18 protein-coding genes are annotated in these 19375 nt (G+C 70.3%); 12 read left to right on the forward strand and 6 right to left on the reverse strand.

What is annotated here, in order from left to right:
• Positions 1–32: 32 nt before the first annotated feature.
• Complete coding sequence (locus ABZ887_RS06135) at positions 33–707, reverse strand: DUF3043 domain-containing protein (RefSeq protein WP_361283411.1); 675 nt, start codon at positions 705–707, stop codon at positions 33–35.
• Between the two features lie 199 nt (positions 708–906).
• Between ABZ887_RS06135 and ABZ887_RS06140 the strand changes: the two genes are divergently transcribed.
• The 5 genes from ABZ887_RS06140 (at position 907) to ABZ887_RS06160 (ending at position 6545) form a co-directional block, all read left to right on the forward strand.
• Entirely contained in the window at positions 907–1698 is a 792-nt protein-coding gene (locus ABZ887_RS06140) for a PspA/IM30 family protein (protein WP_361283413.1), read from the forward strand.
• A gap of 28 nt (positions 1699–1726) precedes the next feature.
• A complete protein-coding gene (locus ABZ887_RS06145) occupies positions 1727–2005 on the forward strand; it encodes a hypothetical protein (RefSeq protein WP_361284576.1) in 279 nt (92 codons plus the stop codon).
• A gap of 194 nt (positions 2006–2199) precedes the next feature.
• Positions 2200–3468 (forward strand): sensor histidine kinase, encoded by a 1269-nt coding sequence (locus tag ABZ887_RS06150; RefSeq protein WP_361283415.1) that lies wholly within the window; start codon positions 2200–2202, stop codon positions 3466–3468.
• Positions 3465–4148: a response regulator transcription factor gene (locus ABZ887_RS06155; protein ID WP_361283417.1), complete on the forward strand. Its 684-nt coding sequence runs from the start codon at positions 3465–3467 to the stop codon at positions 4146–4148. Before ABZ887_RS06150 ends, ABZ887_RS06155 begins: the two co-directional genes overlap by 4 nt.
• 147 nt (positions 4149–4295) lie before the next feature.
• Positions 4296–6545: a PQQ-binding-like beta-propeller repeat protein gene (locus ABZ887_RS06160; RefSeq protein ID WP_361283419.1), complete on the forward strand. Its 2250-nt coding sequence runs from the start codon at positions 4296–4298 to the stop codon at positions 6543–6545.
• Between the two features lie 16 nt (positions 6546–6561).
• On the opposite strand, the gene nadA is transcribed toward ABZ887_RS06160, so the two are convergent.
• The gene (nadA, locus tag ABZ887_RS06165; RefSeq protein ID WP_361283421.1) at positions 6562–7758 is read right to left on the reverse strand and encodes a quinolinate synthase NadA; all 1197 of its coding nucleotides are present in this window, start codon (positions 7756–7758) and stop codon (positions 6562–6564) included.
• Positions 7759–8081: 323 nt separating this feature from the next.
• Between nadA and ABZ887_RS06170 the strand changes: the two genes are divergently transcribed.
• Positions 8082–8438 (forward strand): iron-sulfur cluster assembly accessory protein, encoded by a 357-nt coding sequence (locus tag ABZ887_RS06170; RefSeq protein ID WP_030951236.1) that lies wholly within the window; start codon positions 8082–8084, stop codon positions 8436–8438.
• 68 nt (positions 8439–8506) lie between these two features.
• On the opposite strand, the gene ABZ887_RS06175 is transcribed toward ABZ887_RS06170, so the two are convergent.
• Both ABZ887_RS06175 and ABZ887_RS06180 read right to left on the reverse strand, forming a co-directional pair.
• Positions 8507–10309: a hypothetical protein gene (locus ABZ887_RS06175; RefSeq protein ID WP_361283424.1), complete on the reverse strand. Its 1803-nt coding sequence runs from the start codon at positions 10307–10309 to the stop codon at positions 8507–8509.
• Positions 10310–10414: 105 nt separating this feature from the next.
• Entirely contained in the window at positions 10415–10624 is a 210-nt protein-coding gene (locus ABZ887_RS06180; protein WP_361283426.1) for a hypothetical protein, read from the reverse strand.
• Positions 10625–10757: 133 nt separating this feature from the next.
• Here ABZ887_RS06180 and ABZ887_RS06185 point away from each other — a divergent pair, with 133 nt between their 5' ends.
• Positions 10758–11732 carry a carbohydrate kinase family protein gene (locus ABZ887_RS06185; RefSeq protein ID WP_361283428.1) on the forward strand — a complete coding sequence of 325 codons (975 nt, stop codon included), beginning with the start codon at positions 10758–10760 and terminating at the stop codon, positions 11730–11732.
• A gap of 90 nt (positions 11733–11822) precedes the next feature.
• Here the strand turns inward: ABZ887_RS06185 and ABZ887_RS06190 are convergent, their stop codons facing one another.
• Complete coding sequence (locus ABZ887_RS06190) at positions 11823–13202, reverse strand: aminotransferase class V-fold PLP-dependent enzyme (RefSeq protein WP_361283430.1); 1380 nt, start codon at positions 13200–13202, stop codon at positions 11823–11825.
• 326 nt (positions 13203–13528) lie between these two features.
• On the opposite strand from ABZ887_RS06190, the gene coxB reads away from it, so the two are divergent.
• The 4 genes from coxB to ABZ887_RS06210 all read left to right on the forward strand — a co-directional run bounded on the left by coxB (position 13529) and on the right by ABZ887_RS06210 (position 18031).
• Complete coding sequence (gene coxB, locus ABZ887_RS06195) at positions 13529–14491, forward strand: cytochrome c oxidase subunit II (RefSeq protein WP_361283432.1); 963 nt, start codon at positions 13529–13531, stop codon at positions 14489–14491.
• Positions 14488–16221 (forward strand): cytochrome c oxidase subunit I, encoded by a 1734-nt coding sequence (ctaD, locus tag ABZ887_RS06200; protein WP_361283434.1) that lies wholly within the window; start codon positions 14488–14490, stop codon positions 16219–16221. Before coxB ends, ctaD begins: the two co-directional genes overlap by 4 nt.
• Entirely contained in the window at positions 16218–16616 is a 399-nt protein-coding gene (locus ABZ887_RS06205) for a cytochrome c oxidase subunit 4 (RefSeq protein ID WP_361283436.1), read from the forward strand. Before ctaD ends, ABZ887_RS06205 begins: the two co-directional genes overlap by 4 nt.
• A 152-nt stretch (positions 16617–16768) precedes the next feature.
• Positions 16769–18031, forward strand: coding sequence for an Ig-like domain-containing protein (locus tag ABZ887_RS06210; RefSeq protein ID WP_361283438.1), 1263 nt, complete (start codon positions 16769–16771; stop codon positions 18029–18031).
• Positions 18032–18153: 122 nt separating this feature from the next.
• Here the strand turns inward: ABZ887_RS06210 and ABZ887_RS06215 are convergent, their stop codons facing one another.
• Entirely contained in the window at positions 18154–18555 is a 402-nt protein-coding gene (locus ABZ887_RS06215) for a hypothetical protein (RefSeq protein ID WP_361283440.1), read from the reverse strand.
• Between the two features lie 178 nt (positions 18556–18733).
• Between ABZ887_RS06215 and ABZ887_RS06220 the strand changes: the two genes are divergently transcribed.
• Positions 18734–19354, forward strand: coding sequence for a heme-copper oxidase subunit III (locus ABZ887_RS06220; RefSeq protein ID WP_361283442.1), 621 nt, complete (start codon positions 18734–18736; stop codon positions 19352–19354).
• Positions 19355–19375: the final 21 nt, after the last annotated feature.

A 19375-nucleotide genomic window follows, 5' to 3' on the forward strand; every position in this document is an offset into this window, starting at 1 on the left:
CTTCGCCGCACCCCCGGAGAACGGCTCTGTGCTCAGGGCCGCTCTCCGCGCTTGACCTGCGGCTTGGGCAGCCGGAGCCGGCGCATCTGGAGGGAGCGGAACAGGCCGTAGGTGACGGCGCCCTTGCGGTTCTGGTCCGGGAACCGCTCGGCGAGGCGCTTGCGCAGCCGGAAACCGCTGACGGCCGCGTCGAGCACGATCAGCACGATCACGACCAGCCACAGCAGCAGCGCGATGTTCTTGATCGCCGCGTTGTTGACCACACTCATGACCAGGATGACCACGGCCAGCGGCAGGAAGAACTCCGCCACGTTGAAGCGCGAGTCGATCCAGTCACGGGCGAACCTGCGGACCGGGCCCTTGTCACGGGCCGGCAGGTACCGCTCGTCGCCGGTGGCCAGCGCCTGGCGCTGCCGCTCCATGGCGGTGCGCCGCTCGTCGCGCTGACGCTTGGCGGCGTCCTTGCGCGTGGTCGGCGTATTGGCCACGCTGCGCCGCTGGGTCTGGGCCTCACTGCGCTTGGGCGTGGGCCTGCCCTTGGGGGCCTGCGGGTCACGGGTCTGCTTGGAGTCGGTCACGACCGCCTTGTCGGCGGGGGCCTTCTCATCCTTGGCACGGCTACGGAACACAAAACCCAAGGGTACGGGGTGGAAGGGTGTGGGCCCTAGTCCGGCGGGGAACGATCCCGCAACGCGAGACGTCTCCATGGGGGACAGAGGGGACGTTGCAGACGCTTCGGTCCGGGGTTCACCTACTACCTGTGCCGGAGCGGAGCTGTCCGCAGTCGTCCTTGGGGATGAGCGCATCGGTCCCCGAACAGTGCGGTAATGGAGGCAGGGCCCGTACTGTGGGTCCTGTCGCAGGATCTGTGAGCTGGAGTCCGTCAGAAGGGGGCGCGCGAAGCCCATGAGCGGTGTCATGAAGCGTATGGGGATGATCTTCCGCGCGAAGGCGAACAAGGCCCTGGACAGGGCCGAGGACCCGCGCGAGACCCTCGACTACTCGTACCAGAAGCAGCTCGAGCTGCTGCAGAAGGTCCGCCGCGGCGTCGCCGACGTGGCGACCAGCCGCAAGCGGCTCGAACTCCAGCTGAACCAGCTCCAGCAGCAGTCCGGCAAGCTGGAGGACCAGGGCCGCAAGGCGCTCGCCCTCGGCCGTGAGGACCTCGCCCGCGAGGCGCTCTCCCGCCGCGCCGCCCTCCAGCAGCAGGTGACCGACCTGGAGACGCAGCACGCCACCCTCCAGGGCGAGGAGGAGAAGCTCACCCTCGCGGCCCAGCGCCTGCAGGCCAAGGTGGACGCCTTCCGTACGAAGAAGGAGACCATCAAGGCCACCTACACCGCCGCCCAGGCGCAGACCCGCATCGGCGAGGCCTTCACCGGCATCTCCGAGGAGATGGGCGACGTCGGCCTCGCCATCCAGCGTGCCGAGGACAAGACGCAGCAGCTCCAGGCCCGTGCCGGCGCCATCGACGAACTGCTCGCCTCCGGCGCCCTCGACGACCCGACCGGCACGGCGAAGGACGACATCGCCGCCGAGCTGGACCGTCTGTCCGGTGGTACGGATGTAGAGCTGGAGCTGCAGCGCATGAAGGCCGAGCTCGCCGGCGGTTCGCCGCAGCAGGCGATCGAGGGCGGCACCGGTCAGGGCCAGCAGGCGCAGCAGCCGCAGGACACCCCGCGCTTCGACAAGCAGTAGCCGACGCCTGGAGGGCGACATGGCCGACATGGTCGTGAGGATCATGGGGGAGGGCCAGGTGAGGCTGGCCGACAGCCACCTCGCCGAACTGAACAAGCTGGACGACGAGCTCCTCGCGGAGACCGAGTCCGGCGACGAGGCAGCCTTCCGCCACACCCTGGGCGCCCTCCTGGACAAGGTCCGGGAACTGGGCGCCCCGCTCCCCGACGAGGCCCTGGAACCCTCCGACCTGATCCTCCCGTCCCCGGACGCGACCCTGGAGGAGGTCAGGGCACTGCTGCGGGACGACGGCCTGATTCCGGGCTGACGGCTGGGAAACAGCCCGTCCGGCGCGCGTGAGGACGAAGGCCGGCGAGCACCCTTTCCAGCCTGTCCGGCGTTTGAGGACGAGGCCGTTCAGGCCGAAGCGGGGGTCCGGGGGCGGCAGCCCCCGGGGAGGGTGCCCGCAGCGGGCCGAACCGACAGTTCCGGCCCGCACCGACCCGCCGTACTGTTCAGAACGTGAGCACTCTCGAAAGAGCCCGCTGCAGAGCCGGCGCCCATCCACTCGCCGTGGACGCGGTCATCGCCGCGGGTGCTCTCGTCTGCATGGTCGTGAGCTCTTTCGCCGCCCCGCACGGCACGCACGGCGTCGCCTGGGGCGTCCGCACCCCGGACCCGCTCAGCCTGCTCCTGATGACGCTCGCCGCCGCGGCCCTGGTCTTCCGCCGGTACGCCCCGAAGGCGGTCCTGGCCGTCACCGGCGCCGCCTCCGTCGTGGAGTGCGTCACGGGCGACCCCCGCGCCCCCGTCGCGATGGCGGCCGTGATCGCCCTGTTCACCGTCGCCGCCACCACCGACCGCCGTACCACCGTGTGGGCCGGCCTGCTCACCATGACCGTGCTGACCACCGCCGCGATGGTCGCGGGCCCGCTGCCCTGGTACGCCCAGGAGAACCTCGCGATCTTCGCCTGGACCGGCATCGGCGCCACCGCCGGGGACGCTGTCCGCAGCCGCCGCGCCGTCGTCCAGGCCATCCGTGAGCGTGCCGAGCGCGCCGAGCGGACCCGGGAGGAGGAGGCCCGCCGCCGGGTCGCCGAGGAGCGGCTGCGGATCGCCCGCGACCTGCACGACGTCGTCGCCCACCACATCGCCCTGGTCAACGTGCAGGCCGGGGTCGCCGCGCACGTCATGGACAAGCGGCCCGACCAGGCCAAGGAGGCCCTCGCCCACGTCCGCGAGGCCAGCCGCTCCGCGCTGAACGAACTGCGCGCCACCGTCGGCCTGCTCCGCCAGTCCGGCGACCCCGAGGCACCGACCGAGCCCGCCCCCGGCCTGCACCTCCTGGAGGAGCTCGCCGACACCTTCCGCAACGCCGGCCTCCAGGTGGAGGTCGCGCGCGCCGACCAGGGCACCACCCCGCCCGCCGCCGTCGACCTGGCCGCCTACCGGATCATCCAGGAGGCCCTGACCAACGTGCAGAAGCACGCCGGGCCCGACGCCAAGGCCGAGGTGAGCGTCGTACGCGTCGGACCGCACATCGAGGTCACCGTCCTCGACAACGGCTCCGGCGAGGACACCGCCCCCGAGGCCGGCGGCGGCCACGGCCTGCTGGGCATGCGCGAGCGCGTCACCGCCCTGCGCGGCACCCTCACCACCGGCCCCCGCTACGGCGGCGGCTTCCGCGTCCATGCGATCCTGCCGGTCAAGACCGACACCAACGACCGTACGAGCGACCGTACGAGCGGTCGCGCGAAGGACCGTTCGGCCGCCCTGGGGGATTCCGTATGACGATCCGTGTCCTGCTCGCCGACGACCAGGCACTGCTGCGCAGCGCGTTCCGGGTGCTCGTCGACTCCGAGCCCGACATGGAGGTGGTCGGCGAGGCCTCCGACGGCGCGGAGGCGGTGCGGCTCACCGGGGAGCGCGAGGTCGACGTCGTCCTGATGGACATCCGGATGCCGGGCACCGACGGACTGGCCGCCACCCGGCTGATCAGCGCCGACCCCGCCCTGGCGCATGTCCGCGTCGTGATCCTGACGACCTTCGAGGTCGACGACTACGTCGTCCAGGCGCTGCGCGCGGGAGCCTCCGGCTTCCTCGGCAAGGGCAGCGAACCCGAGGAACTCCTGAGCGCCATCCGGGTCGCCGCCGGCGGCGAGGCGCTGCTCTCCCCGACGGCCACCAAGGGCCTGATCGCCCGCTTCCTCGCCCAGGGCGACCTCGGCGACGAGGGCCGCGACCCGGCCCGCGGCGAGCGGCTCGACGCGCTCACCTCACGGGAGCGCGAGGTCCTGGTCCAGGTCGCCGGCGGGCACTCCAACGACGAGATCGCGGAACGCCTGGAGGTCAGCCCGCTGACCGTGAAGACCCACGTGAACCGGGCCATGGCCAAGCTCGGCGCCCGGGACCGGGCCCAACTCGTGGTGATCGCGTACGAGTCGGGGCTGGTACGCCCCCGGACGGACTGACCCCGCCGCCCCGGACGCGCCGGTGACGGCCCTCGCCGCCGTCCGCGCCCTGCCGCCGGTGCCGCCGATGCCGTAGGGCGCCGTCCGCGCCCGGCCGTTCCGTATGCTGGCGCCGCGAACTGCAGGGCGGGGAAGGGGAGTTTGGGCGTGCCGCTGCACAAGGACGACCCGCGGTCCCTCGGCGGCTACAGGCTGGCCGACCGGCTGGGGGCCGGCGGGATGGGCATCGTCTACCGGGGCCGGTCGCGTTCCGGGCGCGAGGTCGCCGTCAAGGTGGTGCACGCCCAGTACGCCGAGGACCCCGTCTTCCGGGCCCGCTTCCGGCAGGAGATCGAGGCCGCCCGCCGGGTGAGCGGTGCCTTCACCGCCCCCGTCCTGGACGCCGACCCGGACGCGCCGGCGCCCTGGATGGCCACCCAGTACGTGCCCGGCCCCTCCCTCGCCGCCCGCATCCGCTCGCAGGGCGCGCTCCGCGTCACCGAGTTACGGCCGCTGGCCCTCGGCCTGGTGGAGGCGCTGCGGGACATCCACCGGGCCGGGGTGGTGCACCGCGACCTGAAACCGGCCAACGTCCTGATCGCCGAGGACGGCCCCCGCGTCATCGACTTCGGCATCTCCCGGGCCGCCGAGAACCACAACACCCTCACCGAGACCGGGCAGATGGTCGGCACCCCGCCGTTCATGTCCCCGGAGCAGTTCACCGACGCCCGTACCGTCGGCCCCGCCTCCGACGTCTTCTCGCTCGGCGCGCTGCTGGTGTACTGCGTCACCGGACGCGGCCCCTTCGACGCCGACAGCCCCTATCTGACCGGCTACCGGGTGGTCCACAACGAGCCCGTCCTGGACGGGGTCACCGGCCCGCTGCGCACGGTCCTGGAGCGCTGCCTGGCCAAGGACCCCGCCGCCCGGCCCGGACTCGACGACCTGGCCCGGGAGTTCGCGGCGGCCCTGCCGGAACCGGAGTCCGCCGAACCGCAGACGATGACCCTGCGCCTGCCCGCCACCCGTCCCGGCCACGCCCTCGCCCCCGACGCCACCACCCCGCCGGTCACCGGCCGCCGCCCCCGCCGCCGCGCCCCGCGCCTGCTGCTGGCCGCGGCCGCGGTGACCGCCCTGGCCCTGACCGGCTCCTACCTGCTGCTGGGCCCCGGGACCGGCGACGGCGAGGCACGCACCGGCTCCTCGACGTCCCCGACGTCCTCGGCGTCCCCCGGATCCCGCTGGGGCGCCCTCCCCGCCGGCTGGCGGCCCTGGCAGACAACGGTGTCCGCCACCGCCGAGCAGGGCGTGCGGAAGGCGCCGGGCTACGAGGGCGACACCTCGCCCTCCTGCGTCTCGGACGGCTCCTCCGTCTACTGCGGCGGCACCGCCCTCCTCCCGACCCGCGTCGACGCCACCACCGGCCGGACCCGCTGGCGCTCCGGCATAGCCCCTGCGGGCGAACCGGCCGACCGCTACATCACGACCGTCCTCGGCGTGGACGACGGGGTGGTCCTCGTCGAACTCCAGATCACCGACGACAACGGCGCGGGAAAGGCCCAGTCCGTCCTCGCGCTCAAGGCCTCGGACGGCACCGAGGTGTGGTCCCACGCGGTCCGCACCGACAGCCTGGGCTCGGCCTACGGCGACGGGGTCACCCTGACCCAGGAGGGCGACGGCACCACGTTCACCGTCCGCTCGGCACGGGACGGCAGCGTGCGCCGGAACGTGCCCGTGCCCCGGGGCTGGCTCTGCTCGATGCTCTCCGCGGGGGACTTCCCCTACGTGGACTGCGGCGACCAGTCGGACGGCTCGCACGCCACGAGGTTCTACGTCGTCCACCCCGCCGACGGCTCGGTGCGCACCCTGGACTCTCCCGCTCAGACGGCCAGTTTCGTCGGCACCCTCTCCGGACAGCTGCTCTTCCTGGAATCGGACGACCAGGACGTCAACAACGGCCCCGACCTGATCTACCACCGCATCGTGCGCGTCGACCCCGACACCGGCAGGCGCACCCTGGTCCCGCTGCCCGAGAAGTACCGGGGCGGGCTGCCCACCCTGGCCCGGGGCACGCTCTACCTCGCCACCTCCAGCGGCCTGGTCACCGCCTTCTCGCCGACGACCGGGGCCCGGCTGTGGGAGAGCCACACGACCCTGGAGTCACCGGGCCAGGCCTCCGTGGACGCCAAGGGGCGCACGGTGTACATGGCGGGCATGAGCGGACGGGTGGTCGCGCTCGACGCGGCGAAGGGCACCGTCCTGTGGGAGTCCTCGGCCCGCGCCGAGGTGCTCGGCAACAGCGGCCTGCTGCCGACCGTCTGGTTCAACCGCGGCGCCCTGGTCCTCTCCACCTCCGACGGCACGATCTTCACCCTCGACCCCGCGCACCCCGGGCGCGAACCCGTCGACCCGGGGTGACACGGGCGCCGTACGGCTACGGCAGCGCCAGCATCCGCTCCAGGGCCAGCTTGGCGAACGCCTCGGTCTCCTTGTCGACCTCGATGCGGTTGACCAGGTTGCCCTCGGCCAGCGACTCCAGGGTCCAGACCAGGTGGGGCAGGTCGATGCGGTTCATGGTCGAGCAGAAGCAGACGGTCTTGTCGAGGAAGACGATCTCCTTGCCCTCCGGCGCGAAACGGTTCGCGAGGCGGCGGACCAGGTTCAGCTCGGTGCCGATGGCCCACTTGGAGCCGGCGGGCGCGGCCTCCAGGGCCTTGATGATGTACTCCGTCGAGCCGACGTGGTCGGCGGCGGCGACGACCTCGTGCCGGCACTCCGGGTGGACGAGGACGTTCACGCCCGGGATGCGCTCGCGCACGTCGTTGACCGAGTCCAGCGAGAAACGGCCGTGCACCGAGCAGTGGCCGCGCCACAGGATCATCTTCGCGGCCCTCAGCTGGTCGGCGGTCAGGCCGCCGTTCGGCTTGTGCGGGTTGTAGACCACGCAGTCGTCCAGGGACATGCCCATGTCCCGGACGGCGGTGTTGCGCCCCAGGTGCTGGTCGGGCAGGAACAGCACCTTTGTTGCCGAGGGCTCCCCCTGCTCGAAGGCCCACTCCAGGGCCCGCTTGGCGTTGGACGAGGTGCAGATGGTGCCGCCGTGCTTGCCCGTGAACGCCTTGATGTCCGCGGACGAGTTCATGTACGAGACGGGGACCACCTGCTCGGCTATGCCGGCCTCGGTCAGCACGTCCCAGCACTCGGCGACCTGCTCGGCCGTCGCCATGTCGGCCATGGAGCAGCCGGCCGCGAGGTCGGGAAGGACCACCTTCTGGTCGTCCGAGGTCAGGATGTCGGCGGACTCGGCCATGAAGTGCACACCGCAGAACACGATGTACTCCGCCTCCGGGCGGGCGGCCGCGTCCCGGGCCAGCTTGAAGGAGTCGCCCGTGACATCGGCGAACTGGATGACCTCGTCGCGCTGGTAGTGGTGGCCGAGCACGAAGACCTTGTCGCCGAGCTTCTCCTTGGCCGCGCGGGCGCGCGCGACCAGGTCCGGGTCGGACGGCGAGGGCAGGTCGCCGGGACACTCGACGCCCCGCTCGCTCTTCGGGTCGGCCTCACGGCCGAGCAGCAGCAGGGCGAGCGGAGTCGGCTGTACGTCGAGCTCCGTGGTCTGGGCGGTGGTCACGACACGCACCCTTTCTACTTTTCGTCGTTCTGACGCTATCTATCATAACTGCTTCATGTCACTTTGACGATGGCCATAGCGTCGATGTGACATCAATCCCGGCGCCGAACGGGAGGGTGGCCGCCGGGTGGACGCGGGGTGGTCGCCTTGTGCGCAGGTCGCCGTGGGTGGCCACCGCGACTGCTGTGCGTCACTTCGGGCATGTGCGAGCATGAAGACGTAGGAAAAACGCGAGAACGCGCATGCCGGCCCGGAATGAATCAGCGGACCCGCCGGTTGCACTCGTCGGCAAGCAGTCTCCGTACAACCCGGGAGAGATGTAGATGTCCGTATCGGACGAGACCAGCACCGCCACCGACGGCATCATCCTGAGCGACGCCGCCGCGGCCAAGGTCAAGGCCCTGCTCGACCAGGAAGGCCGTGACGACCTCGCCCTGCGCGTCGCCGTCCAGCCCGGTGGCTGCTCCGGCCTGCGCTACCAGCTCTTCTTCGACGAGCGTTCCCTCGACGGCGACGTCGTCAAGGACTTCGGCGGGGTCAAGGTCGTCACCGACCGCATGAGCGCCCCGTACCTGGGCGGCGCGTCGATCGACTTCGTCGACACCATCGAGAAGCAGGGCTTCACGATCGACAACCCGAACGCGACCGGCTCCTGCGCCTGCGGCGACTCCTTCAGCTGAGCCGAAGGGCACACGGCAGGAAGGCGGCGGTCCCTCGTGGTGAGGGGCCGCCGCCTTCCTGTGTGCGCTCAGCCCAGCTGCGGGTTCAGCGTCGTCGCCTTCTCCTTCGGGACGGCCTTGCCGTCCGTGCCGACCACCTTCCGGCCGTCCAGCGGCGCGTCCAGGTGCACCGCCTGGTGGTACTGCTTGGCGATCAGCACGCAGATCTTGTCCGGCCAGGGCGTGGCGGTCACCTTCACCACCACCTGCTCGGAGCCCTCGTCCGCCGTCACCTTGTAGTCGGCGCACACCCCGCCGGTGAACGCGACGACCAGCTCGCGGTCGTCGGTCGTGTACCCGTCCACCTTCACGTCCTTCGTGGTCCCCGCCGACGCCGACGCCGACGCCGAGGCGCTCGCGCTCGCCGAGGGCGTCGGTGCGGAGGTGAAGGTCGAGGCCGAGGCCAGGTACTTCGGGTCCACCGCCGGATAGGTCACGGTGTACGAGTCCGCCGCCCCGCGCACCTGGAACAGCCAGGACGGCACCAGCGCCTGCCGCCCGGCGACGGACTGCGCGGCGAGCCCGAACACCGCCTTCTCGATCACGACCGAGGACGCGGACGAGTCGGCCGACGTCGACGGGGCGGCCGACGCGGACGACGTCGACGCGCCGCACGGCTGCTCCAGCCGGTCCTTCAGCGGTACGGCACTGGCGCAGCCGCCGATGCCCATCCGGTGGTCGGAGCGCGGCGCCGCGTTCATCAGGTCCAGCGTCTTCGCGGCGCTCAGCACCGGATACGTGTCGCCCTTCGCCGGCGTCGCCAGCATCCCGTTGCCGCCGACCACCTCGCCCTGCTTGCCGACGGTCAGCCCGGTCGTCCAGCCGTACGTCGGCAGCCCGCCGACCACCGGGTCGGCGTTCACCACCCGCTGGGCGCCGATCACCTGGCTCGTGTCGACCTTCGCGTCGTCCTGTCCGAGCGCCTTCAGCACCGGCGCCGCCGCCTTCTCGGCGTCGCTCACGCTCACCGGGTCACCGGCCGGCACCGCCGGGTCCTGCGTGCACACCAGGCCCCTCTTGCAGTTGTCGGTGCCCGGGGCGTAGCGGCTGTACGTCCACAGCCCAGGGGCGGCCCGGTTCACCTGGAGACTCCCGCCGGAGCCGTCGTTGTCGGTGCCGACCTTCCACACCTGGCCCTCGGCCACCGGGGTCCCCTCGACCCCGAGCGCCTTCGCCAGCGCGGCGACCCGGTCCTTGGAGACCTCGCCGGAGGGCTGGTACACGGCGGCCGAGCCGGGGCCGGCGGGGAGCGTTCCACTCGCCCTGTACGTCACGCCGTAGGGATCGGGCTCGCCCGGGGCTATGCCGTTGCCGCCGGAGGAGTAGCCGTCCAGGGCGAGGGGCGGGGGAGTGGAACCGCCGGACGCGCCCGTGGTCGTACCGCCGCCGGAGTCCGAACCGGCGCCGGAACCGGTGCTCGCGGCGAGGTAGGCACCGCCACCGCCGATCAGGAGGACGGCGGCGGCCACGGAGGCGACGACGAGGGCGGGGGAGCGACGGCGGGGAGCGAGGTCGTCGGCCTCGGGTGTCCCGGGGGCCTCAGGAGCGTCGGGGGCATCGGAAGGCGCGACCGCTTCCGGCTCGGCAGAGGGCTCCGCGGTCTCAGCGGTGGCCTCGGCTGCGGCCTCGGCGGCTGGGGCCGCGTCCGGCTCGGGGGCCTCCTCGGGCTCCGGAACCTCTGCCACGGCGCTCTCGGCGGACTCCGCGGTGGTCTGCGCGTCGGCATCGGCCTCGGCGGCCTCCGGCGACTCCGTGGCCTGCCGGGCCTCGGGGGGCTCCCCGGTGCCGCCCGCGGCCGCGTCGTCGTCGTTCTCGGGTCGCTCGCTCTTCACCGCATCGCTCCTTGCCGTGTCGTATCCCGCCTCCCCTTCACGGGGGACGGCGATGGGACGCGGGAGGGGAGCGCGCGGTTCCCTGGAAAACGCGCCGGGCGAGACTCAGTCGCCGTAGTCGGACATCGCGTCCAGCAGCCTGGCGGACTTCTTGGGCACGGTCACCCCGTGGATGAGTGACGGCGGCACGGGACGGGCATCGCTGTGATCGGGAACCGTCCAGTGCGGAGCCATCCGGGCGCAGTCCCCGCGCAGCGACGCGAGGTCGCCGTCGAGGTCGGCCGGAGCGGGGGAGTGGACCTTGAGGTTCGTCATGACGGAACCGTAAGCACGTCGGGCGTCGCGAAGAAAGATCTACTATCGGGTAGTTTTGGCACCTTCAGGGTGCCCACGCCGACCCGGTAGCGTTAACTGTCAATTACGCCTCCCCCTGAGGAGAGTCCCAGCCGTGCGCATCGCAGTCACCGGCTCCATCGCCACCGACCACCTCATGACCTTCCCCGGCCGCTTCGCCGACCAGCTGGTCGCGGACCAGCTGCACACGGTCTCGCTGTCCTTCCTGGTCGACAACCTGGACGTACGACGGGGCGGCGTCGGCGCGAACATCGCGTTCGGCATGGGACAGCTCGGCACCCGGCCGATCCTGGTCGGCGCGGCGGGCTCCGACTTCGACGAGTACCGCGCCTGGCTCGACCGGCACGGCGTCGACACGGACTCCGTCCGCATCTCCGAGACCCTGCACACCGCGCGTTTCGTGTGCACGACCGACGCCGACCACAACCAGATCGGCTCCTTCTACACCGGTGCGATGAGCGAGGCCCGGCTGATCGAGCTCAAGACGGTGGCCGACCGGGTCGGCGGCCTCGACCTGGTCCTGATCGGCGCGGACGACCCGGAGGGCATGCTCCGCCACACGGAGGAGTGCCGGACCCGGTCCATCCCCTTCGCCGCCGACTTCTCCCAGCAGATCGCCCGGATGGACGGCGACGAGATCCGGATACTGCTGGAGGGCGCGACGTACCTCTTCTCGAACGAGTACGAGAAGGGCCTGATCGAGTCCAAGACCGGCTGGAGCGACGAGGAGATCCTCGCGAAGGTCGGCCACCGGGTGACGACCCTCGGCGCGCGCGGGGTGCGGATCGAGCGGGTCGGCGAGGAGACCATCGAGGTCGGCTGCCCCGACGAGGAGCGCAAGGCCGACCCGACGGGCGTCGGCGACGCGTTCCGCGCCGGGTTCCTCTCGGGGCTGGCGTGGGGGGTCCCGCTGGAGCGGGCGGCCCAGGTGGGCTGCATGCTGGCGACCCTCGTCATCGAGACCGTGGGCACGCAGGAGTACCAGCTGCGTCGGGGGCACTTCATGGAGCGGTTCACCAAGGCGTACGGGGATGAGGCCGCCGACGAGGTTCGGGGCTATCTGGTCTGAGTTTCGGGTGCGGGTGCGTGGGGGCTGGTCGCGCTCACGCGGCGGAAGCCGCAAATCGACACAGCCCCGCGCCCCCAAGAACAGGGGAGCTCAGGTCACCCGGCGTACCAAGTACGCCGCTCCCTTTTCTGCCTTCTCCTCACCCATGTACTCCTGGCCCCGCATCTCGCACCACGCCGGGATGTCGAGCCGTGCCGCCTCGTCGTCCGACAGGACCCGCACCCTGCCGCCCACCGGCACGGTGCCGATGACCTTCGCCAGTTCGATGACGGGGATCGGGCAGCGCTTTCCGAGTGAGTCGACGACGACTTCTTCCGCCTGCGGCACGGTCTCCGTCGGCATCGTGACCCCCAGCTTCTCCCGCACCCCGGCCACCACCCCCGGCAGCACCTCCAGGAACCGCTCCACGTCCGCCTCGGCCGTCCCCGTCGGCAGCGACACCCGCACGTTCCCCTCGCTCAGCACACCCATCGCCTTGAGCACATGGCTCGGCGTCAGCGTGCTGCTCGTGCAGGACGATCCGGACGACACGGAGAAGCCCTCCCGGTCCAGCTCGTGCAGCAGCGTCTCTCCGTCGACATAGAGACAGGAGAAGGTGACGATCCCGGGCAGCCGCCGCTCCGCGTCGCCCACCACCTCCACGTCCGGCACCAACTCGGCCACCCGCGTCCGGATCCGTGCCGTCAGCTCCCGCAGCCGTACGGCCTCCTGCTCCGCCTCCGCCCGTACGGCCCGCAGCGAGGCCGCGGCCGCGACGATCGCCGGCAGGTTCTCGAAGCCGGGTGCCCGGCCCGACTCCCGTTCGTCCGAGGCCCCTTGGACGGCGAACCGCACCCCCTTGCGTACGACCAGCAGCCCGACCCCGCTCGGCCCACCCCATTTGTGCGCACTCGCCGTCAGCAACGACCAGCCGTCCTCGACCCGCCCCCACCCCAGCGACTGCGCCGCGTCCACCAGCAACGGCACCCCGGCCGCCCAGCACACCTCGGCCACCGCCGCCACCGGCTGCACGGTGCCCACCTCGTGGTTGGCGGACTGGAGGCACGCGAGCGCGGTGTCGGGGCGGAGCGCGGAGGCGTACGACTCCACCCCCACGGCGCCTGTCCGCGCCACCGGCACCCGTGTGACCTGTCCACCCTCCGCCTCGAACACCTCGGCCGAATGGAGTACCGAGGAGTGTTCGACGGCTGACACGATCAGGTGACGCCCGACCCGGCGACGACCGGCCAACGACCCTGCCACGCCCGCATGGACGGCACGCGTCCCGGACGGCGTGAACGTCAGCTCGTCCGGCCGACAGCCGACGGCCTCGGCCGCCGCCTCCCGGGCGGCATCCAGCAGCATGCGCGCCTTGCGCCCCTCGCGATACAGCCGGGAGGGATCGGCCCACCCGTCTTCAAGCGATGCCAACAACGCCTGACGGGCAACAGGATGGAGCGGGGCAGCGGACGCAGCGTCAAAGTAGGACACACAGCAACGGTAGAACGCCGGCGGAACACCCAACCTCAGGGGCGCGGGGCTGTGCCCGTATGCGGCTCCGCCGCGTGGGCGCGACCAGCCCCCCACGCACCCGCACGCGCACACGAAACCCCACCAACCCGAGCTATTGGGCGCCCATTCCCACCCCTACAGAGTGACCCGCGGCGCGTATGCCCCCCTCCCCGCGACCCCCCGAATCGCGTCGGCTAGGGTTTGGTCCGCATAAACATCCAAACCCCTGCCCGACGCAGGGCGGCGACCGACCAGCGAGAAGGCCGCAGCCGACCGCGCGGGCGAGACTCTCGGGAAGGCGCTACGTGAGTCCCAACGGCTCCGACCGCTCGCCGCGGCGCCCGATGCGGCGGAAGCTGCTGCAGGCAATGACCGCGGGCCTGGTCCTGGTATCCGCTACCGGATGCACATACAAGGACTTCCCCCGCCTTGGTATGCCCACCCCGACCACGGAAGAGGCTCCGCGGATCCTCTCCCTGTGGCAGGGCTCCTGGGCCGCCGCGCTCGCCGTCGGCGTGCTGGTGTGGGGTCTGATCATCTGGAGCGCCATCTTCCACCGGCGCAGCCGTACCAAGATCGAGGTCCCGGCCCAGACCCGGTACAACATGCCGATCGAGGCGCTGTACACGGTCGTGCCGCTCATCATCGTCTCCGTGCTGTTCTACTTCACGGCCCGCGACGAGACGAAGCTGCTCAGCCTCACCGACAAGAAGCCGGACGTCACGGTCAACGTGGTCGGCTTCCAGTGGAGCTGGGGCTTCAACTACATCACGCCCGTCGACGGCGTGACCGGCGACGCGAAGACCGACGCGAACCTGGCCGCCATTCCGGACCGGTTCAAGAAGGAGTTCCCGGCCGCCGCCGGCGGTGTCTACGACGTCGGTACGCCGGGCACGAAGAACCCGCAGACCGGCAACCCCGGTCCGACGCTCTGGCTCCCCAAGGGTGAGACCGTCCGCTTCGTCCTCACCTCGCGTGACGTCATCCACTCCTTCTGGGTGGTGCCGTTCCTGATGAAGATGGACGTCATCCCGGGCCACACCAACGCGTTCCAGGTGACTCCCAACCAGGAGGGCACCTTCCTCGGCAAGTGTGCCGAGCTCTGCGGCGTCGACCACTCCCGGATGCTGTTCAACGTGAAGGTCGTCTCGCCCGAGCGTTACCAGCAGCACCTCAAGGACCTCGCCAAGAAGGGGCAGACCGGTTACATTCCCGCCGGCATCGCGCAGACGAGCCACGAGAAGAACCGGGAGACGAACAACCTGTGAGCATCCTCAACGAACCCCAGGGTGCCGCGGCAGCTGAAGGCTCTTACGCAGATGAGCTGCCGGTCAGGCGCAAGCAGCCCGGCAACGTGGTCGTCAAGTGGCTCACCACCACCGACCACAAGACCATCGGAACGCTGTATCTGGTCACGTCGTTCGCGTTCTTCCTGATCGGCGGTGTGATGGCGCTGCTGATGCGCGCCGAGCTCGCTCGCCCCGGTCTGCAGATCATGTCGAACGAGCAGTTCAACCAGGCGTTCACGATGCACGGCACGATCATGCTGCTGATGTTCGCGACGCCGCTGTTCGCCGGCTTCACGAACTGGATCATGCCGCTCCAGATCGGCGCGCCGGACGTCGCCTTCCCGCGGCTGAACATGTTCGCCTACTGGCTCTACCTGTTCGGCTCGACCATCGCCGTCGGCGGCTTCCTCACCCCGCAGGGTGCGGCCGACTTCGGCTGGTTCGCCTACTCCCCGCTGTCGGACGCGGTCCGCTCGCCGGGCATCGGCGCCGACATGTGGATCATGGGTCTGGCCTTCTCCGGCTTCGGCACCATCCTCGGTGCGGTCAACTTCATCACCACGATCATCTGCATGCGTGCGCCCGGCATGACCATGTTCCGGATGCCGATCTTCGTGTGGAACGTGCTGCTGACCGCCGTGCTGGTCCTGCTCGCCTTCCCGGTCCTCGCCGCCGCGCTGTTCGCCCTTGAGGCGGACCGAAAATTCGGGGCACATGTATTTGACGCCGCGAACGGTGGAGCGCTGCTCTGGCAACACCTCTTCTGGTTCTTCGGACACCCAGAGGTGTACATCATCGCGCTGCCGTTCTTCGGCATCATCTCCGAGGTCATCCCGGTCTTCTCCCGTAAGCCGATGTTCGGCTACATGGGTCTGATCGCGGCCACCATCTCGATCGCCGGTCTCTCCGTGACGGTGTGGGCCCACCACATGTACGTCACAGGTGGCGTACTCCTGCCGTTCTTCTCCTTCATGACCTTCCTGATCGCGGTACCGACCGGTGTGAAGTTCTTCAACTGGATCGGCACCATGTGGAAGGGCTCGCTGTCCTTCGAGACACCGATGCTCTGGGCCACCGGCTTCCTGATCACCTTCACCTTCGGTGGTCTGACCGGTGTCATCCTGGCCTCGCCCCCGATGGACTTCCACGTCTCCGACTCGTACTTCGTGGTGGCCCACTTCCACTACGTGGTGTTCGGCACGGTCGTCTTCGCGATGTTCTCCGGCTTCCACTTCTGGTGGCCGAAGATGACGGGCAAGATGCTCGACGAGCGGCTCGGCAAGATCACCTTCTGGACGCTGTTCATCGGCTTCCACGGCACGTTCCTGGTGCAGCACTGGCTGGGTGCCGAGGGCATGCCGCGTCGTTACGCCGACTACCTGGCGGCCGACGGCTTCACCACCCTCAACACGATCTCGTCGATCAGCTCCTTCCTGCTCGGCCTGTCGATCCTGCCGTTCCTCTACAACGTGTGGAAGACGGCCAAGTACGGCAAGCCGGTCGGCGTCGACGACCCGTGGGGCTACGGCCGTTCGCTGGAGTGGGCGACCTCCTGCCCGCCCCCGCGGCACAACTTCGTCACCCTGCCGCGGATCCGCAGCGAATCCCCGGCCTTCGACCTGCACCACCCTGAGATCGCCGCCCTGGAGCAGCTGGAGCACGGCCACGCGGCCGCCGCTGTCACGGGCAGCAAGGAGGCCGGCAAGTGAAGATCCAGGGCTGGATGTTCGTGTGGCTGAGCGTCTTCGTCCTCGCCATGGCCGGTGTCTACGGCGTGTGGTCGAAGGAGGCGGCCGGCACCACGGCGCTCTTCATGGCCTTCGGCCTCTGCCTCATGATCGGCTTCTACCTGACCTTCACGGCCTCCCGCGTGGACGCCGGTGCTCAGGACAACAAGGAAGCCGACGTGGCGGACGACGCCGGTGAGATCGGCTTCTTCAGCCCGCACAGCTGGCAGCCGCTCGCCCTCGGTGTCGGTGGCGCGCTGGCCTTCCTCGGTGTCGCCGTGGGCTGGTGGCTGCTGTACTTCGCGGCGCCCGTCATCCTGATCGGTCTCTTCGGCTGGGTGTTCGAGTATTACCACGGTGAGAACCGCACCCAGTAGGCACTCACCGAACGCACCGGGAGCCCGGATCCTCCGTCAGGGGGGTCCGGGCTCCCGCCGTCTCCGGCCCGTTCCCGCCCTCGGTGCGGCGTCCGTCCCCCGTCCGGACCACTCGCCGCGCCGGTCCGCAAAACATCTCATAGCGTGACAATATGAGTCACTTTCCGTGCGCCCGTACCGTCGTCAGCTGCACCCTGCTGGTGATCGCCCTCGGCGTGGGCGTCACCGCCTGCGGTTCGGACGGCAACCCCCTCGCGGACAAGCCGTACGACGCGGCGGACCAGATCTCCTTCAACACCCCCACGGGTGCGGGGAAGCGGGCCGACCCCGACAAGCCCCTGGAGGTCGTCGCCAAGAGCGACGAGGACCGCATCACGGACGTCACGGCCCAGGACGCCACCGGTCGCTTCGTGGCGGGCGAACTCGACGCCGACGGCCACCGCTGGCACAGCACCTCCCCGCTGGCCGCCAACGCCCACTACACGGTCCAGATCAGCACCGAGGACGAGGACGGCGCCCCCGGCCGCAAGGTCCTCACCTTCGACACCACCGTGCCCACCACCCGGCAGCGGCTGAAGGTCACCTTCGGCCCGAAGGCGGGCGAGTACGGCGTGGGTCAGCCGGTCACCGCCCAACTCGACCACGAGATCAAGGACAAGGCCCAGCGCGCGATCGTCGAGCGCGCCCTCAGGGTCGACTCCGTGCCGGCCGTACAGGGTTCCTGGTACTGGGTGAGCGACAAGGAACTCCACTACCGGCCCAAGGACTACTGGCCCGCCCACGCCACCCTCCAGGTGCACAGCAACCTGGACGGCGTCCGGATCAGCGACCGCCTGTGGGGCGGCGCGGCCAAGCCCCTCAAGCTCACCATCGGCGACAAGCTCCTCGCCGTCACGGACGCCGCCGCCCACCAGATGACGGTCTACAGGAACGACAAGGAGATCAACCAGATCCCCGTCACGACCGGCAAGGCGGGCTTCGAGACCCGCAACGGCGTCAAGGTCGTCCTGGAGAAGCAGTACTTCGTACGCATGCGCGGCACCACGGTCGGCATCGCCGAGGGCACCTCGGACTCCTACGACCTGCCGGTCTACTACGCCACCCGGGTCACCTGGTCGGGCGAGTACGTGCACGCCGCGCCCTGGTCGGTGGGGTCCCAGGGGTACGAGAACGTCAGCCACGGCTGCACCGGCATGAACACCTCGAACGCCGAGTGGTTCTTCGACACCGTCCACCCGGGCGACGTGGTGAAGGTCGTCAACTCCAACGGCAAGACGATGGAGGACTTCGGCAACGGCTTCGGCGACTGGAACCTCGCCTGGAAGGACTGGCGCAAGGGCAGCGCCCTCACCGACGGCACCCCGGACGCCCCGAAGCCGGAGGACGCGGCGAGAGTGCAGCCGGCCGCCCTTTGAATCGCCCCAAGCGGCAGCCAACCCAGGGGCGCGGAGCCGTATCCGATATGCGGCTGCCGCCGCGTGGGCGCGACCAGCCACCCACGACCGGCACTCGCGCACTCAGCCCGCGCCCCACCCCCTTAGGCGCTCAGCAGCCTCTTCTGCCGCAACAGGGACGCCAGCGCCCCCGCGAACTCCACCGGCTCCACCGGCAGCGTCACAGCCGCGTCCGCCCGGCTCCACGTGGCGAGCCACGCATCCTGCGGCCGCCCGATCAGCACCAGCACCGGCGGGCAGTTGAACACCTCGTCCTTGATCTGCCGGCACACCCCCATGCCCCCCAGGGGCACCGCCTCGCCGTCCAGCACGCACACGTCGATGCCGCCCTTGTCCAGCTCGGCGACGACCGCCGCGGGCGTCGCGCACTCCACGAACTCGACGAACGGCACATCGGGAGCCGGTCGCCGGCCGGCGGCGAGCCGTACCTGCTCGCGGGTGTTGGAGTCGTCGCTGTAGACCAGCACCGTGGCGGTCGGCTGCATTGTTCCTCCGAGACGTCAGCGTCGTACGGACAGGACCGATGCGCCGGATGCTACTCCCCTGAACACCTCGTCAACACCTGTTGGAACACCGCTTCGATGGGCCATCCGGGCAGTACACACGCTGCGGACACTCCGAACGGCACCCCCCGGAGTGAGCGCGAGATAAGCGACCGACATAATGTCGGTCGTGGCGACAGCAACGACAGTAGAAACCGGGCACGCGCACCCGTCGGTCAACAGGCCGAACCTCACCAGCGTCGGAACCATCATCTGGCTGAGTTCCGAGCTGATGTTCTTCGCGGCCCTCTTCGCGATGTACTTCACCCTGCGATCGGTGACCGGTCCGGATCACTGGAAGGAGATGGCGAGCCATCTCAACATTCCGTTCTCCGCGACCAACACCACGATCCTGGTGCTCTCCTCCCTCACCTGCCAGCTCGGCGTGTTCGCCGCCGAGCGCGGGGACGTGAAGAAGCTCCGGGGCTGGTTCATCGTCACCTTCATCATGGGCGCGATCTTCATCGGCGGTCAGATCTACGAGTACACCAGCCTGGTGAAGGAGGACGGGATCTCCCTCTCCTCCGACCCGTACGGTTCGGTGTTCTACCTGACCACCGGCTTCCACGGCATGCACGTGACGGGCGGCCTCATCGCCTTCCTGTTCGTCCTGGGGCGCACCTACGCGGCGAAGAGGTTCACGCACGAGCAGGCGACCGCGGCCATCGTCGTGTCCTACTACTGGCACTTCGTCGACGTCGTCTGGATCGGCCTCTTCGCCACGATCTACCTGATCAAGTAGCCGGGTCGGCACCACGCGCCG

The organism is Streptomyces sp. NPDC047061 (assembly GCF_040643955.1).
Classification (GTDB): Bacteria; Actinomycetota; Actinomycetes; order Streptomycetales; family Streptomycetaceae; genus Streptomyces.

What these genes read in the sequence shown, in the direction of transcription:
- ABZ887_RS06135 (WP_361283411.1), bottom strand. Translation starts at nt 707, where the DNA reads ATGGAGACGTCTCGCGTTGCGGGATCGTTCCCCGCCGGACTAGGGCCC.
- ABZ887_RS06140 (WP_361283413.1), top strand. Translation starts at nt 907, where the DNA reads ATGAGCGGTGTCATGAAGCGTATGGGGATGATCTTCCGCGCGAAGGCG.
- ABZ887_RS06145 (WP_361284576.1), top strand. Translation starts at nt 1,727, where the DNA reads ATGGTCGTGAGGATCATGGGGGAGGGCCAGGTGAGGCTGGCCGACAGC.
- ABZ887_RS06155 (WP_361283417.1), top strand. Translation starts at nt 3,465, where the DNA reads ATGACGATCCGTGTCCTGCTCGCCGACGACCAGGCACTGCTGCGCAGC.
- ABZ887_RS06170 (WP_030951236.1), top strand. Translation starts at nt 8,082, where the DNA reads ATGTCCGTATCGGACGAGACCAGCACCGCCACCGACGGCATCATCCTG.
- ABZ887_RS06180 (WP_361283426.1), bottom strand. Translation starts at nt 10,624, where the DNA reads ATGACGAACCTCAAGGTCCACTCCCCCGCTCCGGCCGACCTCGACGGC.
- ABZ887_RS06210 (WP_361283438.1), top strand. Translation starts at nt 16,769, where the DNA reads ATGAGTCACTTTCCGTGCGCCCGTACCGTCGTCAGCTGCACCCTGCTG.
- ABZ887_RS06215 (WP_361283440.1), bottom strand. Translation starts at nt 18,555, where the DNA reads ATGCAGCCGACCGCCACGGTGCTGGTCTACAGCGACGACTCCAACACC.
- ABZ887_RS06220 (WP_361283442.1), top strand. Translation starts at nt 18,734, where the DNA reads ATGTCGGTCGTGGCGACAGCAACGACAGTAGAAACCGGGCACGCGCAC.